General features: G+C 66.4%; 13 protein-coding genes and 1 pseudogene. 4 read left to right on the plus strand and 10 right to left on the minus strand.

What is annotated here, in order from left to right:
* Positions 1-66: 66 nt before the first annotated feature.
* From NON19_RS08000 to dnaK, 4 genes are read right to left on the minus strand one after another with little or no spacing between them, the layout of a single operon-like run.
* Entirely contained in the window at positions 67-513 is a 447-nt protein-coding gene (locus tag NON19_RS08000; protein WP_255925982.1) for a heat shock protein transcriptional repressor HspR, read from the minus strand.
* Between the two features lies 1 nt (position 514).
* Entirely contained in the window at positions 515-1690 is a 1176-nt protein-coding gene (gene dnaJ / locus NON19_RS08005; RefSeq protein WP_255925983.1) for a molecular chaperone DnaJ, read from the minus strand.
* A gap of 39 nt (positions 1691-1729) precedes the next feature.
* Positions 1730-2392: a nucleotide exchange factor GrpE gene (grpE, locus tag NON19_RS08010; RefSeq protein WP_255925984.1), complete on the minus strand. Its 663-nt coding sequence runs from the start codon at positions 2390-2392 to the stop codon at positions 1730-1732.
* Entirely contained in the window at positions 2389-4242 is a 1854-nt protein-coding gene (gene dnaK / locus NON19_RS08015; protein ID WP_255925985.1) for a molecular chaperone DnaK, read from the minus strand. The genes grpE and dnaK overlap by 4 nt, the downstream gene beginning before the upstream one ends.
* 269 nt (positions 4243-4511) lie before the next feature.
* Between dnaK and NON19_RS08020 the strand changes: the two genes are divergently transcribed.
* The 3 genes from NON19_RS08020 to NON19_RS08030 all read left to right on the plus strand — a co-directional run bounded on the left by NON19_RS08020 (position 4512) and on the right by NON19_RS08030 (position 9460).
* Positions 4512-6803: a (Fe-S)-binding protein gene (locus NON19_RS08020; protein WP_255925986.1), complete on the plus strand. Its 2292-nt coding sequence runs from the start codon at positions 4512-4514 to the stop codon at positions 6801-6803.
* 158 nt (positions 6804-6961) lie between these two features.
* Positions 6962-7876 (plus strand): Yip1 family protein, encoded by a 915-nt coding sequence (locus tag NON19_RS08025; protein WP_308213664.1) that lies wholly within the window; start codon positions 6962-6964, stop codon positions 7874-7876.
* Positions 7877-8035: 159 nt separating this feature from the next.
* Positions 8036-9460: a recombinase family protein gene (locus NON19_RS08030; RefSeq protein WP_255925988.1), complete on the plus strand. Its 1425-nt coding sequence runs from the start codon at positions 8036-8038 to the stop codon at positions 9458-9460.
* Between the two features lie 137 nt (positions 9461-9597).
* Here NON19_RS08030 and NON19_RS08035 read toward each other — a convergent pair whose 3' ends face one another.
* The 4 genes from NON19_RS08035 to NON19_RS08050 all read right to left on the minus strand — a co-directional run bounded on the left by NON19_RS08035 (position 9598) and on the right by NON19_RS08050 (position 13178).
* Positions 9598-11037: a replication initiator gene (locus NON19_RS08035; protein WP_255925989.1), complete on the minus strand. Its 1440-nt coding sequence runs from the start codon at positions 11035-11037 to the stop codon at positions 9598-9600.
* A 265-nt stretch (positions 11038-11302) separates the two neighbouring features.
* Positions 11303-11506 (minus strand): hypothetical protein, encoded by a 204-nt coding sequence (locus tag NON19_RS08040; RefSeq protein WP_255925990.1) that lies wholly within the window; start codon positions 11504-11506, stop codon positions 11303-11305.
* Positions 11503-12816: an FtsK/SpoIIIE domain-containing protein gene (locus NON19_RS08045; RefSeq protein ID WP_255925991.1), complete on the minus strand. Its 1314-nt coding sequence runs from the start codon at positions 12814-12816 to the stop codon at positions 11503-11505. The genes NON19_RS08040 and NON19_RS08045 overlap by 4 nt, the downstream gene beginning before the upstream one ends.
* Entirely contained in the window at positions 12816-13178 is a 363-nt protein-coding gene (locus NON19_RS08050) for an SCO3933 family regulatory protein (RefSeq protein WP_255925992.1), read from the minus strand. The genes NON19_RS08045 and NON19_RS08050 overlap by 1 nt, the downstream gene beginning before the upstream one ends.
* A gap of 193 nt (positions 13179-13371) precedes the next feature.
* Between NON19_RS08050 and NON19_RS08055 the strand changes: the two genes are divergently transcribed.
* A complete protein-coding gene (locus NON19_RS08055) occupies positions 13372-14148 on the plus strand; it encodes a GntR family transcriptional regulator (RefSeq protein WP_255925993.1) in 777 nt (258 codons plus the stop codon).
* Here NON19_RS08055 and NON19_RS08060 read toward each other — a convergent pair.
* Together NON19_RS08060 and NON19_RS08065 are read right to left on the minus strand one after the other, a co-directional pair.
* Positions 14138-14399: pseudogene (locus tag NON19_RS08060) on the minus strand (transposase family protein); the annotation flags it as partial. The gene NON19_RS08055 and the pseudogene NON19_RS08060 sit on opposite strands and share 11 nt — an antisense overlap.
* Positions 14400-14410: 11 nt before the next feature.
* Entirely contained in the window at positions 14411-16129 is a 1719-nt protein-coding gene (locus NON19_RS08065; RefSeq protein ID WP_255925994.1) for a thiol-activated cytolysin family protein, read from the minus strand.
* Between the last annotated feature and the right edge of the window lie 708 nt (positions 16130-16837).

Genomic DNA, 16837 nt, shown 5'->3' on the forward strand with positions numbered 1-16837 from the left:
CTCCTCAACGGCATCCTCACCGCCCCCGCCCCCCCCCCCCGCACCCCTCGGCTACATGACGAAGCGTCAGTCCTGCCGCTTGGGCCGCCAGACCACCAGCGCGCTGGTCTGCCGTACGTCCTCGTACGGCACCAGGTCACGCCGGTAGGAGGCGTGCACCGCCGCCTCGCGCTGGCGCATCGCGGCGGCGGCGCCCTCCAGGCCCGACTGCAGTTCGGCGACCCGCGCCTGGAGCGCGGCCACCTGGTTCTCCAGCTCGATGATCCGCTTGATACCGGCGAGGTTGATGCCGTCCTGGCTCAACTGCTGTACCTGGCGCAGCAGTTCGATGTCCCGCGCCGAGTACCGGCGGCCACGCCCGGCGGTACGGTCCGGGCACACCAGTCCCAACCGGTCGTACTGCCGCAGGGTCTGCGGGTGCAGCCCTGACAGCTGAGCGGCGACCGAGATCACATACACTGGTGACTCGTCCGTCAGCTCGTACGGGTTGCGGCGTGCGCCCCGGCCGTCCATCTCAAGCTCCCTTCGCGGCCTTGAACAGCTCTGCCCGCGGATCCTGCTCCGCGGTCGCCTCTCGGTACGACTCCAGCGCGTCCAGCGCCTTGCCGTCCACTGACGGCGGTACCGCCACCTCCACCGTCACCAGCAGATCGCCGCGGCTACCGTCCTTGCGGGTGGCGCCCTTGCCGCGGGCCCGCAGCGTACGGCCGTTCGGGGTGCCGGGCGGCAGCTTCAGCGTCACCGGCGGCCCGCCCAGTGTCGGTACCCGGATCTCGGCGCCGAGCACCGCCTCCGGGAAGGTGACCGGCACGGTGACCGTCAGGTTGTCCCCCTTGCGCCCGAACACCGGGTGCGCGCCGACGTGTACGACGACGTAGAGGTCCCCCGCCGGGCCGCCGCGCTCGCCCGGCGCGCCCTTGCCGCGCAGCCGGATCCGCTGGCCGTCGCTGACGCCCGCCGGAATCCGGACCTGCATGGTGCGCGCGCTCTTGGCCCGCCCGCTGCCCTTGCAGACGTCGCAGGGGTCCTGGGCGATCATGCCCCGGCCCTTGCACTCCACGCAGGGATCGGTGAGCGAGAACCCGCCGCCGGAGCCCCGGGAGACCTGCCCGGTGCCCACGCAGGTCGGGCAGACCCGTGGCGTACCGTTTTTGTCACCGGTTCCGGCGCAGCTCTTGCACGGTGCCGAACTCGACATCCGCAGCGGCACGGTGGCCCCGTCCACCGCCTCGGTGAAGCTCAGCGTCACCTCGGACTCGATGTCCTGACCGCGCCGCGGCTGGGTACGCGTCGCCCCCCCGCGTCCGAAAAGTCCCCCGAACACGTCACCGAGACCGCCGCCGAAGCCCCCGCCACCCGTGCCGGTGCCGGTGTGGGCCCCGCCGAACAGGTCGCCGAGGTCGAAGTTGAACCCGCCCGGTCCGGCTGGACCGCCCTGCCGGAAGCCGCCGTTGCCGAACAGGGTGCGCGCCTCGTCGTACTCCTTGCGGCGCTTGGGGTCCGACAGCACGTCGTTGGCCTCGGAGATCTCCTTGAAGCGCTCCTCGGCCTTCGGGTTGTTCTTGTTGGCGTCCGGGTGGAACTCGCGGGCGAGCTTCCGGTACGCCTTCTTGATCTCAGCCTCGGTCGCGTCCTTGGGGACGCCGAGAACCTTGTAGTAGTCCTTCTCGATGAAGTCCTTGGTGCTCATCCCCGGCGTCCCTCCTCTCCTACCTCAACTGCCGACGCGTCAGCCCTGTTCCGGGCCACCGCTCTCCTCGTCAGACTCCGCCGCGGCATCCTTGCCCGGCGCGCCCGGCTGCGGCTCCGCGACCGCGACCCGGGCCGGACGGATGGTCCGCTCGCCGATCCGATACCCCGGCTGAAGGATCTGCACGCACGTGGTTTCGCTGACGTCCGGCGAGTAACTGTGCATCAGCGCCTCGTGCACCAGCGGATCGAAGGGCTCGCCCTCCTTGCCGAACTGCTGCAGGCCCAGCTTGGCGGCCACCGTCTCCACCGACTCGCCGACCGACTTGAAGCCGCCGACCAGCTCACCGTGCTCGCGCGCCCGACCGATGTCGTCGAGCACCGGCAGCAGTTCGCCCAGCAGGTTGGCGATCGCGATCTCCTTGACCGCGATCCGGTCGCGCTCCACCCGGCGGCGGTAGTTCTGGTACTCCGCCTGGAGGCGCTGGAGGTCGGCGGTGCGCTCGGCCAGTTGGCCGCGCAGCGACTCCAGCTCCTTGTTCAGGTCCCGATCCGCGCCCTGCTCTGCTTCCCCGGCCGGGGCGCCCGGGCCCGCCTGCTCGGCGGGCCCGGCGCCCTGCGCCGCGTCGTCTGCGTCAGCCGTCGCGGCGTTGACGGGGACGTCAGCAGGCTCCTGCGGGAAGCCCTGCGACTCCTCCGTCACGCGGCACCACCCTCACGCTTCTTCGGCTCCTCGTCCACGATCTCGGCGTCCACGACGTCGTCGTGCGCCTCGTCCTTGGACGCGTTCTCACCGGCACCGGACGCCGCCTGGGCGGCCTGTGCGTCGGCGTACATCGCCTGGCCGAGCTTCTGGCTGACCGCGGCGACCTTCTCGGTGGCGGTGCGGATCTCGGCGATGTCCTCGCCCTTGAGCTTCTCCTTCAGCTCACCGATCGCCGTCTCGACCTCGGTCTTGACCTCGGCCGGGACCTTGTCCTCGTTGTCCTTGAGGAACTTCTCGGTCTGGTAGACGAGTTGCTCGGCCTGGTTGCGGGTCTCGGCGGCCTCGCGGCGCTTGTGGTCCTCCTCCGCGTACTGCTCGGCCTCGCGCATCATCCGGTCGATGTCTTCCTTGGGCAGCGCGGAACCGCCGGTGACGGTCATCCGCTGCTCCTTGCCGGTGCCCAGGTCCTTGGCCGCGACGTGCATGATGCCGTTGGCGTCGATGTCGAAGGTGACCTCGACCTGCGGCACGCCGCGCGGCGCCGGGGGCAGACCGGTCAGCTCGAACATGCCGAGCTTCTTGTTGTACGCCGCGATCTCGCGCTCACCCTGGTAGACCTGGATCTGCACCGACGGCTGGTTGTCCTCGGCCGTGGTGAAGATCTCCGAACGCTTCGTCGGGATCGTGGTGTTGCGCTCGATCAGCTTGGTCATGATGCCGCCCTTGGTCTCGATACCGAGGGACAGCGGGGTGACGTCCAGCAGCAGGACGTCCTTGACCTCGCCCTTGAGCACACCGGCCTGCAGGCTGGCGCCGATGGCGACGACCTCGTCCGGGTTGACGCCCTTGTTGGCCTCCTTGCCGCCGGTCAGCTCACGCACCAGCTCCGCGACGGCGGGCATACGGGTGGAGCCACCGACCAGCACCACGTGGTCGATCTCGGACAGCTGGATGCCCGCGTCCTTGATCACGTTGTGGAACGGGGTCTTGCAGCGCTCCAGCAGGTCTGCGGTGAGCTGCTGGAACTGGGCGCGGGTGAGCTTCTCGTCCAGGTGCAGCGGGCCCTCGGCGGACGCCGTGATGTACGGCAGGTTGATCGAGGTCTCGGTGGACGAGGACAGCTCGATCTTGGCCTTCTCCGCGGCCTCACGCAGGCGCTGGAGGGCCATCTTGTCCTTGGACAGGTCCACGCCGTGGCCGGACTGGAACTGCTTGACCAGGTAGTCGACGATGCGCTGGTCCCAGTCGTCACCACCGAGGTGGTTGTCACCGTTGGTGGCCTTCACCTCGACCACGCCGTCGCCGATCTCCAGCAGCGACACGTCGAAGGTGCCGCCACCGAGGTCGAAGACCAGGATGGTCTGGTCGTCCTTGTCCAGGCCGTAGGCGAGCGCGGCCGCGGTGGGCTCGTTGACGATGCGCAGGACGTTGAGGCCCGCGATCTCACCGGCCTCCTTGGTGGCCTGGCGCTCGGAGTCGTTGAAGTACGCCGGAACGGTGATCACCGCGTCGGTGACCTTCTCGCCCAGGTAGGCCTCGGCGTCCCGCTTCAGCTTCTGCAGGATGAAGGCCGAGATCTGCTGCGGGGTGAAGTCCTTGCTGTCGATACCGATCTTCCAGTCGGTACCCATGTGACGCTTGACGGAGCGGATGGTCCGCTCGACGTTGGTCACCGCCTGCCGCTTGGCGACCTCACCGACGAGCACCTCGCCGTTCTTGGCGAAGGCGACGACGGACGGCGTGGTCCTGGCGCCCTCGGCGTTGGTGATGACGGTGGGCTCACCGCCCTCAAGAACACTGACGACGGAGTTCGTCGTGCCCAGGTCGATGCCGACCGCACGTGCCATGGTGGAATCCTCCAGCTACTTGAGTGGAACTGACTCAAGGGTGCCGGACACCCAGGCGGGTGTCAACAGACATGAGTCCGAACGACTCAAGTCTCCTGCGAATCAGCGGCGCATAAGGCTCGACCAGGCACCCTGATCAGCGACACAGATCACCGAGTGAGCGACTGTATGACCCCGAACAGAACGGGTAATCTCGGAAGACGACTTAAGTTACTGCTTAGTAATCCCCATTAACCGACCTCCGCTCTCGCAGGCCCGAGGAGCCCCTCATGCAACTCGCCGCGATCGTCGTTTCGCTGGTGCTAGCCGCGGTCGGCGTTGCGCTGTTCGCCCGAGCTTTCGCGCAGATCTACCGCTTCGTACGGCTCGGCCAGCCGGTGCCCGCCGGGACACGCACCGACAACTGGCAACAGCGCACCATCACCGTGGTCAAGGAGTTCCTCGGCCACACCCGCATGAACAAGTGGGGCATCGTCGGCTTCGCGCACTGGTTCGTCGCGGTCGGCTTCTTCACCCTGTTCCTGACGATCGTCAACGCCTTCGGCCAGCTGTTCAAGGCCGACTGGCTGCTGCCGATCATCGGGGACTGGACGCCGTACGGCGTCTTCGTGGACTTCGTCGGCGTGATGACCACGCTGGGCATCCTCGTGCTCATCGTGATCCGCCAGCTGAACCACCCGAGGCGGCCGGGCCGCAAGTCGCGGTTCGCGGGCTCCAACTTCGGCCAGGCGTACTTCGTCGAGTACGTGATCCTGATCATTGGCGTGTGCATCTACACGCTGCACGCGCTCGACGGCGCCCAGCACGACGTCAACCACTACCAGGCGGCGTACTTCCTGTCGTACCCGCTGATCGCCGCGCTGCACGGACTGTCGCTGGGCACCCTGCAGAACCTGACCTACCTCTTCGCGATGATCAAGATCGCGACCTCCTTCATCTGGATGATCACGGTCTCCCTCAAGACCGACATGGGCATCGCCTGGCACCGCTTCCTCGCCTTCCCCAACATCTGGTTCAAGCGCGAGTCCAGCGGCGAGGTGGCCCTCGGCGCGCTGCAGCCGATGGTCTCCGGCGGCGAGCCGATCAACTTCGAGGACCCGGGCGAGGACGACCAGTTCGGCGTCTCGCAGATCGAGCACTTCTCCTGGAAGGGCATCCTCGACTTCTCCACCTGCACCGAGTGCGGCCGCTGCCAGTCGCAGTGCCCCGCCTGGAACACCGGCAAGCCGCTGTCTCCCAAGCTCCTGATCATGTCACTGCGCGACCACGCGCACGCCAAGGCCCCGTACCTGCTGGCGGGCGGCGGCAAGACCATGGAGGGCGAGGAGAAGGCCACCGAAGAGCAGCTCAAGGACGTCCCGGCCAGCGCGCTGGCCGAGGCCGAGCGCCCACTGATCGGCACCGCCGAGGAGAACGGCGTCATCGACCCGGACGTCCTGTGGTCCTGCACCACCTGCGGCGCCTGCGTCGAGCAGTGCCCGGTGGACATCGAGCACGTCGACCACATCGTCGACATGCGCCGCTACCAGGTGATGATCGAGTCCTCGTTCCCGTCCGAGGCGGGGACGATGCTCAAGAACCTGGAGAAGAAGGGCAACCCCTGGGGTCTGCCGAAGAAGCAGCGGCTCGCCTGGGTCAAGGAAGTCGACTTCGAGGTGCCGATCGTCGGCGAGGACGTGGAGGACCTCACCGAGGTCGAGTACCTGTACTGGGTCGGCTGCGCGGGCGCGCTGGAGGACCGGGCCAAGAAGACCACCAAGGCCTTCGCGGAGCTGCTGCACATCGCGGGCGTGAAGTTCGCCATCATGGGCGGCGAGGAGAACTGCACCGGTGACTCCGCCCGCCGCCTGGGCAACGAGTTCCTCTTCCAGCAGCTCGGCGCCGAGAACGTGGCGATGCTGAACATGGCGTTCGGCGAGACTGATGACGACAGCGCCTCCGGCGCGGACTCGGCCCCGGCGGCCAAGAAGCCGAAGTCCCAGAAGAAGATCGTCGCGACCTGCCCGCACTGCTTCAACACCATCGCCAACGAGTACCCGCAGCTCGGCGGCGAGTACGAGGTCATCCACCACACCCAGTTGCTGCAACACCTGGTGGACGAGGGCAAGTTGGTGCCGGTCACCCCGGTCGAGGGCATCATCACGTACCACGACCCGTGCTACCTCGGCCGCCACAACAAGGTCTACACACCGCCGCGCGAGATCATCGCCAAGGTGCCGGGCCTGCGCAACGAGGAGATGCACCGCCACAAGGAGCGCGGCTTCTGCTGTGGCGCGGGCGGCGCGCGGATGTGGATGGAGGAGCGGATCGGCAAGCGCATCAACAACGAGCGCGTCGACGAGGCCCTCTCCCTCAACCCGGACATCGTCTCCACCGCCTGCCCGTTCTGCCTGGTCATGCTGACCGACTCGGTCAATGGCAAGAAGAACGAGGGCAAGGCCAAGGAGTCCGTCCAGGTGGTGGACGTCGCCCAGCTCCTGCTCGACTCGGTGAAGGCCCCGGCGGGCCCCGCCGGTGACCCGCAGTCCACCGAGCAGCCGGAGCCGGAACCGGCGAAGTAGGCACTCGCTGCGGCTGATACGGCCGGGACCGCGTCAACCAGCGGTCCCGGCCGACTTCTTTGCGCGCCTGCCCTGACTTGTCACAGCTTGGTAGTAAACCCCGGCCGAAAACGGGGGACGGGACCCGCCCAACGCCGGATACGGGTACGTTCGGGAGCGTGGCAGGATTCAGGATCGGACGCGGACGAGGCCAGGCCGAGGCCCAGTGGCCCCGTCCCACTCAGCACAGCGGCGGCTACCCCCCGCACCAGCAGCCCACCCAGCCCGGGTACCGGCCTGACATGCCCCCGCCCGGCCAGCCGGAGTACTTCGGCGACACGCGCACGTCGTACGGCAGGCCGACGGGGTACGACGACGCCCCGGGCCACACCCAGGCGTTCGCCGTCGGCGAGGCCCCGGACGCGTACGCGCACAGCGGCCCGTACCAGCAGTACGACGGCGGACAGTACGACGGACGGTACGACGACGGGCAGTACGACGACGGTCATGTCGCCACCTACCGCGCGGGCCAGTCGGCCGCCCCGCCCACCGGGCCCCGGCTGCACTGGAAGGAACTGCTCAGCGGCATAGCGCTGCGCCCCGGCCAGACCTTCTGGCAGATGCGCGACTACCAGGTGTGGGGCCCGGCGCTGATCGTCACGTTCGTCTACGGCCTGCTGGCCGTCTTCGGCTTCGACACCGCTCGCAAGGATGTCCTCAACTCCACCTTCTCCAACAGCATTCCGTGGGTGCTGAGCACCGCGGTCGCGGTGGTGCTGAGCGGCCTGATGACCGGTGCGGTCACCCATGCGCTGGCCAGGCAGTTCGGCGGGGACGGCGGCTGGGCGCCGACGATCGGCCTGTCCATGCTGATCACATCACTCACCGACGCCCCGCGACTGCTGTTCGCCCTCTTCCTGGGCGGCGGCAACGGCCTTGTCCAGGTGCTGGGTTGGCTGACCTGGCTGGCCTGCGGGGCGCTGCTCACCTCGATGGTGAGCAAGTCCCACGACCTGCCGTGGCAGAAGGCGTTGGGCGCTTCGTCGATCCAACTCATCGCGCTGCTGGTGCTGTTCAAGCTGCCGACGCTGTAACGCCTGCGGGCGCCGCGGTAACGGGTCAGGCGTCGAGGACCTGGCCCACCCGGCGCACGACGGGCGGCTCCACGCTCCAGACGAAATGAACTCAATGAGGGTAGTAGCCTCTCCTTGCTCTGGCGCGGGCGTACCGCCAGGGCGGGGGAGGAACCGAGCATGGCACGCAAGATCGCCATCTACACCCGGATCTCACGAGACGACGAGGGCGACGGCCTGGGAGTCGCCCGACAGCGCGAGGACTGCGAGCGACTGGCCGATCTACGTGGCTGGCGAGTCGCGAAGATCTACGAGGACAACGACGTGTCCGCGTACAAGCGCAACGTCCGCCGCCCCGAGTTCGAGCTGATGCTTTCGGACTTAGACGCCGGGCTGGTCGATGGCGTGATCGCGTACGACCTCGACCGGCTGGCCCGGCAGCCGAGGGACCTTGAACGGCTGATCGACATCTACGACCAGCGCTCCCGACTCGTCTTCGCCACCGTCACCAACGACGTGAACCTGTCGACAGCGGACGGGCGGACCATGGCCCGCGTCATGGTGGCGTTCGCCAACAAGTCGTCCCATGACACCTCGCGCCGCATCAAGCGCAAGCATCTTGAGCTGGCGCAGCAGGGGAAGCCGAACGGAGGACCGGCGCCGTACGGCTGGCAGAAGGACGGAAAGACGGTCGATCCCGAAGCAGCACGGCACATCCGCGAAGCCCAGAAGCAGATCCTCGCCGGAGTGCGCATCGGCACCATCCGCACGCGGTGGCAGGAAGCCGGACTCGGACACCCCCGCGAGGGAACGAAGAGGATGGCCCACCACCACCTGGAGCACATCCTCACTAACCCCCGGCTGTGCGGCTACCGCACGTACCGAGGCGAGATCCTTCACGACGACGAGGGACAACCGGTCATCGGCGAGTGGGAGACGATCAACACGGTCGAGGAGTGGGAAGCCGTCTGCGCAGCGGTCGCCGAGCGCAAACGCAAGGCGCCAGGCCAATCGATCGCCCGCAAGTACCTGCTCTCCGGCATCGCTCGCTGCGGACTGTGCCACAACAAGATCCGTGGACAGGTCAACAGGAAGTGGAAGCCCGGCTCCAAGGCAGCGAAGTTCACCTACCAGTGCTCCAAGGTCAACGGAGGCTGCGGCAAGGTCGGACGCGTCGGCGAACCGATAGACGAGTTCATCATCGATCTGGTGCTGCAAGAACAGCGCCGCGAAGCCGCCGCGGCGGACATCCCCGTAGAGGCCCGCTGGCCCAAGGAAGCCGAACTAGCGGACACCGAATCGGAAATCGCTAAGCTGATCAAGGCGAAGAAGGCTGGAAGGCTCAGCGTGTCTACCCTGCTCCAGCTCCTTCCCGACCTGGAGCGCAAACGCGACGAGCTGAAGCTTGAGCGAGCACGCTTCCGCAAGGAAGCCAGGCGCGCGGAGTCCGTCGGCGCTGACATCGGCCAGAACTTTGAGGATCTACCAATAGAGAGGCAGCAGGCGATCATTCTCCACAGCCTCTCGGCCGTGCTGATCCACCCAGCCGGACGAGGAGCCCGCAAGTTCGACCCCGATCTGATCGAACCAGTCTGGCGAGAGTAGACACCAAGAAGCCCCGGGCGTCTGTCCGGGGCTTCTTCACTGTCAGGTCCGATGAAGGACGAGCAGCCGCCGCACCCAGGCCCGATCACGTGCCGGGGCTCGATCGAGGTGCTTCTTTATCCACTCCTCGCGAGTGATCACCTTCTTCTGGTCCGGCAACTGGCCCCCCTCTCTGCCAGTTCCTCGCGGGCGACCTCGCGGTTGCGGGCGATGTCTTCTGCGATTCCGGCGGCGATGAGGGCGGCGCCGGGGCTGTGACCGGAGTCGATGTAACGCCAGCGCGAGTCGGTGACCGTGCCCGGGGCGTCTGCCAGGTCGGGGCCGCGTTCGTGTGCGGCGCGTTCGGCGCGCAGGGCTGCGTAAGTGGTGGAGTAGCGGCGGGACTTGGTGAGGACCTGGCCCCGGTATCCGAGGGTGTGAGCCCAGGCGCGCAGGCGCAGCGGTGCGAGTTCGGGCAGGCTGCCGAGGCGCCAGCAGGTGTGCATGAGTGTGCGGACGTGCGGCGATACTGGGGCCTGGTCGATCTCGGCAGGGTCGGTGATGCGGTGGTCCGCGCCGACTCCGGTGTCGTTGGCGCCTTTTGTGATGTATTTGGCGACGTAGGCGGCAACGGCATCGTCGGCCAGGCCGTCACCGGCGCCGAAGGCCCGTAGCGTTCGGGTGTCGAGTTGGGCGCCCCAGGTGAGTTCGTGTTCGCCGAGTGCCGCGCTGTAGGGGGCGCGGAGATTGACCGCCGCAGCCGCGGTGCGCACGGTTTGGGCGAGCAGGTCCGCAGTCGCCCAGATCGGGGGCGGCGCGTCGGGGCTGCCGTTGCCGTCGATGCGGACCACGGCGTGGACGTGGACGGCGGCGCGTCGTTGGTACTCGGCGACCTTGGCGTACGAGACGCGGACGGTGTGGCGCAGGTCGGTGCGGGTGTGGCCGACGCGGGCAGCGAGGTGGTTGTACAGGTTGTCGGTGAACGCTTTCCACAGCCTTCCCGCGTACGCGTGCCACAGGATGTGTGCCGGGTAGTCGTAGCAGGCGGTACACAGTGGTTGGCCGACCTGCGGGTCGGTGTCGGCGTGGACCAGGCCGCAGCCGATCGGACGCCCGTGCTCGCAGTGGCCGCTGTCGCGTCGAGGCTGGCAGCGCTTCCCGTCGCTGGTGCGGTGGACGGTGCCGAAGGACGGGGCGGTGAGGGTCAGGAACAGCCGGGGCCGCTCGCGGACCGTTGCCGGGACGGTCTTGCCGCCGACGAGTCCGGCGCGGACCAGATGGTAGGTGTCGCCTGCGTGGAGGCGGGAGCAGGCCGGGCAGACGGTGGCACGGCGGTTGCGGCAGCGGACGAGAAGACGCTCACCGGGTTCACCGGCCGTGTCGTAGTGATGGATCACCTCGCCGGTAGCCGCGTCCCGGGTGGTGGTGGAGCCGGTCAGGTGGATCGGGTGGGCACACCCGCCGGTGGCGCGGATCTGCTCCAGCCAACGCTGGAACAGCGGGTCTTGGGCGCGGGTGAGGATGTCGCGGTCGATGGTGGAGAGCTGACGCAGGCGCGCCGCACGGTCGAGTGTGACGCGCCGGTCAGCCGGGGTCATGGTTCCGCTGGACGCGGTGATGGTGGGGACCTCCCGGGGTGGGCCGCCGAAGCGGCGCGGATGGTTGGGGCAGAGGGGTCTGCATCCATGGCGATCACTCCTTGTCAGGGGGTTGTTCGGGGGGTTAGCGGATGGTGCCTTGGCCTCGGCAGCAGCGGCAGCGCTTCCGGTGGCCGGTGCGGGTGGTGCGGGTGCGTTCGCCTTTGCAGATGGGGCAGATCACGCGGTGCATGGGCACAGTGGGGATGCCTCCCGAAGGGGGTGGTTAGTGGTGGAGGAAGCCGCCGAGCAGCCAGTTGATGACGCCGATCACGGCCCAGCCCATCGGGGTCAGTGCGACGTAGAAGCCGAACAGGCCGATGCACAGCGCTTCCCAGAACTTCACGTCCTTGGAGCGGACCAGCAGCAGCGTGACGATCCCGAAGATCACCGCGACCGGCATGGTCGTGTTCAGGGACGACGTGTTCATGCCGTGCCCTCCTCACCGTCATTGACTTCCAGGGCACGCCGCAGACCCGGCAGGTTCGGCGCCATGTCCGCGTAGCGCGCGGCTGCGTCCTTGGCGTCAGCCACGGTGGTCAGGTGCGACCGACCGCGCACCCAGCCGCCCTCCTCGGAGGCGGTGACCGCGACGCCGCGTTCCTCGGGGGTGATCGACTGGGCGACGATGGCCGCGTCCTTGTTGATGTCGCCGAGCGTCATCTCTGCCGTGCCGGGGTCGTTGACCCGATGGCAGACCCGCCCGCCGAGTTGGGCACGTAGCGCGGTGATGCCGGGGCCGAGGTCGGAGCCGACGCGTTGCCCGGCGATGACCAGGTGCAGGCCGAGTGCCGCGCCGAGCTGGGCGATCCGCAGCAGGTAGGTGGAGCACTGCTCAGCCTCCGCTTTCTCCTCCCTGCTGCCAGAGGTCAAGAACAGCTCGGCGATCTCATCCACGATCACCACGACCGGGATCGGCCGCTGGTCTTCCGGCAGGTCCCAGATCGACCGCACACCGGCGAACCGGCAGGTGTGCATGCGGCGTTGCATGTCGACCACCAGCGCCGACAGCACCGCCAAGGCTTCGCGCCGGTTGGTGCCCAGGGCGGACAGGCGCGGGGCGAAGATGCCCAGTTCCATCCCGCCCTTGCAGTCGATCCCGACCAGCGCCACGGGGTGGGGGGCAAGTTCGGTGATCAACCGGGCCAGCAGCGTGGACTTGCCCGACCGGGTCGCGCCGACGATCAGCCAGTGCGGCACACGCCGGAAGTCCATCAGCCAGGCCTGGCCGTTCTCCAACCACCCAACCAGCGCCGTCAGCAACGATGCCGACGCGGAAGGCGGAGCCGTCCCGGAGTTCGCCAGGGGATCGGCCGCGGTGGCGACCAGGTGGACGACGCCGCGTTCCGGCGAGGTCACCCGCACCGCAAACATCCGCCACGCATGCGCCAACGCATCCGCCGCCGCAAGGAACGGCACCGGCGTCTGCCCCGGATGCAGCCGCACGACAACGGATAAGCCGTTGGGCGTCGGTCGCGGGAAGGAGAAGCGCGGCGCGATCGGCCGCAGCGCTTCACCCTTGACCGCCAGGCCGCCGAGCACGGCCCGCGTCGGCTTGTGCGTCACAGAGAGGTCGTTGAGCTGAGAGACCTTCCGCCACGACGCCAACACACGCACCGCAGCGACCGGGTAGCCACTCAGGTACCAGTACCAGGCCGGACGCCGCTCGCGGACGATCCGACCGAGTCGAAACCGCCAGGCCAGCAAGATCAGGACCAGCGCGAGGACGATGGGTTCCATCAGGCACCACCGCCCTTACGCGCATGGGCCGTTGACGGCGCGGGGGCGTCCGGGACGGGGGTGATGGCCGCCGCGCGGAAGCTGATCCCGTGCCGATCACCCATCGCCCACGAGAAGGCATCCAGGCCGGTCACCTTCACCAGGGCGCCTTCTTCGACGCCGACCGGCTCACCAGTGACCGCGACTTCGATGATCGAGGCCCGGCGCCCGTCTTGGCGCACCGACAGCCCCACCGTGTACACGGTCTTACCGTCCCGGTCCTTCTTGACCTCCTTCGTCTCCTGATTCGTGATCTTCGGTTCCGGCCCGACGACGCACCGCAGCGCGCCGAGCCGGGATGTGTCCACAGGTATGGACTGCATGAGTTGTGGGCCTCCTTGGCCAATCAGAGACGCAGCACATCCCATCGACATGCTGTCGTCACTCGTCCTTACGAGTTACGAGCATGGACCCTTGAAGCCGCACAACGCAAGTACTTATGCTGACGAGTGACGAGACACGTCGAGACAACGCACGTCCCCACATAAGGCGTGCGACGAGCGGAAGGCCGAACCCATGCCCGGCATCGAACGCCCCGGACCGCTGTACAAGCAGGTAGCAGCCGCCATCCGAGACGCCATCACCTCCGGCGAGTTCCCGCCCGGATCACCGCTCCCGTCCGAGACCCAGCTCATCGAGCGCTACGGCGTCTCGCGCCCCACGGTCCGCAACGCCGTCGCCGCCCTGCGCGCGGAAGGGCTCATCGACGTGGTACATGGCAAGGGAAGCTTCGTCCGCCGCCTGCCTGCCCCCACGCTCACGATCGAGCGCACCGTCACCCGCAAAGCAGGCACCTACACCACCGGCCAGACCGACTGGCAGCAGAACGAGGCACCGAGCGTCTCCCGCGCCACCACCTCCGAGACCACCGGCCCCGCACTCGGCCTAGACGAAGGCGAAGACCTCTTCTCAGTGGACCGGCTGCTCACCGATCCTGTGACCGGTACACGCATCCTGCACCGGGTACTGATCCCGCTGGCCGTCGCCGCCGACCACAACGAGCTGGCCGAGAACCCCGCCACTCCGCCGGAACAGATCTACGCCCTCCTGGCCGCCGCCGGACACAAGCTCACCTGGACCGAGACCGTCCGCGCCCGCATGCCCCTCCCCGACGAACGCGCCACCCTCGAACTCCCCGACGCCACCCCCATCATCGAAACCATCCGCACCACCCACGGCAACGACCACAAGCCCCTCCTCCTGGAAGAACTCCGCGCCGCCGCAGACCGCACCCAACTCGCCTACCGCATCACCACCGACAGCCCCCGCACACTGCGTGCCGTCAAACAGTGAGCCTTTTTAAACCTCGCTCTGATGTGTTGAGGTGAAGCGTGAGGACGGCCTTGACCATGTCGGTGATCCGGGTGGTGCTGCATCGGAGCCGACTCAGAAGGCACAACCCTTCAAGGTGGTCATGGCCTGCTCCCCGAGCGCGCGGACCTTCGCGTGAGAGACGTTGACTGGGCGTTGTCCTTCGGACAACTTCGCCAGCGGGCGCGGAACGGCATCCGCGCGGTTTCGAAGGCTCCTTGATATCCCTTGTCGGTCCGGTCACCTATTCTGCGAGGGGTTGCGCTGGGGGCGTTGTTGAGGAAGGCCAGACCTCTTCGGACGGCTGTGTCATGGTGAGCCTGTATCGAAATGTGACTGGCAAGTGATTCACCTTGCCGTCAATTTTGACGGATACAGATACAGGAAGTGCCCTGTCAACCTGACGGCGCCCCAGAAGCCAAGTCGGGTCCGGGCGGATCTCCACCGGGTCGAAGTTGAAGATGCCCTGAGTCCCCAATACGATTTGGAACGGAGAGTTGGCAGGGTCAACGGGATTGGCACTGAAGGAGCGCGTGGCTTCGATTCCTTGAGGGAATACGAGCTTAGCTCTTCCTGCTTCTTCTTCGTACCGAGCAGTACTCTCGATACCGTCCACGCTGCATACTGCTGTTGCCAGCCCCTCGCGAAGAATAATGCTTCGCGGCTGGTCAATGCTCAGGAGCTCGAGCGTGAAAGTGAATCCGAGCTTGTCGTAGTGGTATTCGGTGTAGGTGTATGTCTCACTCATCTGCGCAAGTTTGTTGTCGACCACTCGGCGCAGGACGAACGACATAGGCTGGTACTTATCTAGTGTGGGTTGGGTTGCAAAGTAATCTCCTACTTTGCCGCTCTTGATGAGTGCCCGGGCATTCTCGGGATCACCACCAATTGTCACCACTTGGACATGGGAGTTTCGGAGAATTTCAGAGGACTTTACGTCAAGGTTTCCTGATGCTCCTCCGGCGGCGCCTTCGTAGGATGCTTTGACCGCGGCGACGATTTCTTGAGCGGATGCGGTGTAGGTGCACGTGAACATCAGGACACGGCCATAGGTGACGCTGGAAACGTAGAGAGGCGGGTTACTCCTACCGATACTGCCCGCATTTTCGAGATAATCTAGCTCGCCCTGGGTGAATCTCTTCGTAAACCAGCCCGCAGGTGTTGTCGGAGCGCTGCAAAAAGCACTGAATGCGCGCTCTTCAAAATAGGCTAGCACAGTATTCTCTTCAGACTTCTTCTTGTAATCCAGGTTAGCCTGGGCTTCGAAGCCTAGATAGTGACCAGAAACACCCATCTCCAAGGCCATTGCCTTGACGGAGGCACTGTCTCTCACGTCGTAGAAAGTCGCAGAGGAGCCGCCCGACTGGCCGCGCACCATGCCTTTAATGGCGTCCAGAACATTAGTTGAGTCGGGATCGGGGACAGTACTGCTTTTCTGAGACACGTTAAGTGCGTCGACCGTGACGTTCAGTGGTGCGCGTTCGCGGATTGATAGCGGCGACAGTACGCCCTGATCGATGGCGCCACGGCTCTGAACCAGGGCGCCTGGCCACAACGCGTCCACATTGGGATTGAAACTTACGATCTTGTCCGGCGTTCGGGTGAGGCTGTAACTTTGCCCACTTTTCCGTACCCATTCGCTTCCCTCCTTCTCGGCACTCACCTTCGGGGTTCCGATCGGCCCTCGGTGATCGTCACTCTGATGAGTGAGAGCCTTCCATGACGACAGGGACAGGAGATAACTATCCATATCTGCCGGGGCGTTTGGATCCTTCAATGGCTTTGCCACCGCGAAGGCGATTGGCCTTTCATCCTGATATGCCACCACGCCATGCAGCCTCGGGGTTCCGTTGAAAGACTTGGCGAACTGGTCCTTGCTCATCGTGAATGACGGGGTGGCAGCCTCTGCAATCACTTGATCGTCATCCAGGCGCGTCAGCGCATACCGATTCGCTCCTTCCACAGCCCGCCACTTCACGTCCGCGCCCTGCCCGTTCGGGCTCACCGTCGCGAACTCTGGCTTAGCTGCTGCCCTCACCATTGCATACCGCCTAACCTAGTTGAGATCCGCTTGGGTGCAGCGGAGAGACAAACAGCGAGAATCATCATCCAACATATTTGGCCGTCGTTAGCGTAACGACAGCAAAGCATTCCTGGTGTAGCGTCCGAGCGGCTGACCAGGATGCCAGTCTCTAACTCCAAACGCGGCGCATGCCCTCAAGGGCAAGCCATAGGTGTAGGAGTCGGCCTTCCGAAGTCCGCAGCCTCACCCCACATAAAGCATGCACTATCGGTTAGCTCCGACAGGTGCCGTCGATCGTGGACTCCCAGCTCTTGCCACCAGCTTTCTTGCAGTTGTGCCAGTGCTGGTAATTGCCGAGGCGCTTACCGCCACACGCCCTATTACTCCAGCAGTCACCTCGGTCCTGGGCATCGGCCAAGGCGGGGGCACCGGCCACTACCACGGCTGTCGCTGCGGCGATGGCTGCCATCATGAATTTACGCACGCGCTCTTCCCTTCTCATATCGCGACGTACAACTCTGCTGGGGGCCTGGTCCTGGTATTGGCCTCAGGCCTTCCCAACACTGGATGCCGACATCGGCGTCTATAGCCCTCCCCTCTCGCAGCTACTAGGACACCCGCTAATCGGGTGGTTTCGCCTGTCTGCTC

It is taken from the genome of Streptantibioticus rubrisoli (genome assembly GCF_024436055.1).
Classification (GTDB): Bacteria; Actinomycetota; Actinomycetes; order Streptomycetales; family Streptomycetaceae; genus Streptantibioticus_A; species Streptantibioticus_A rubrisoli.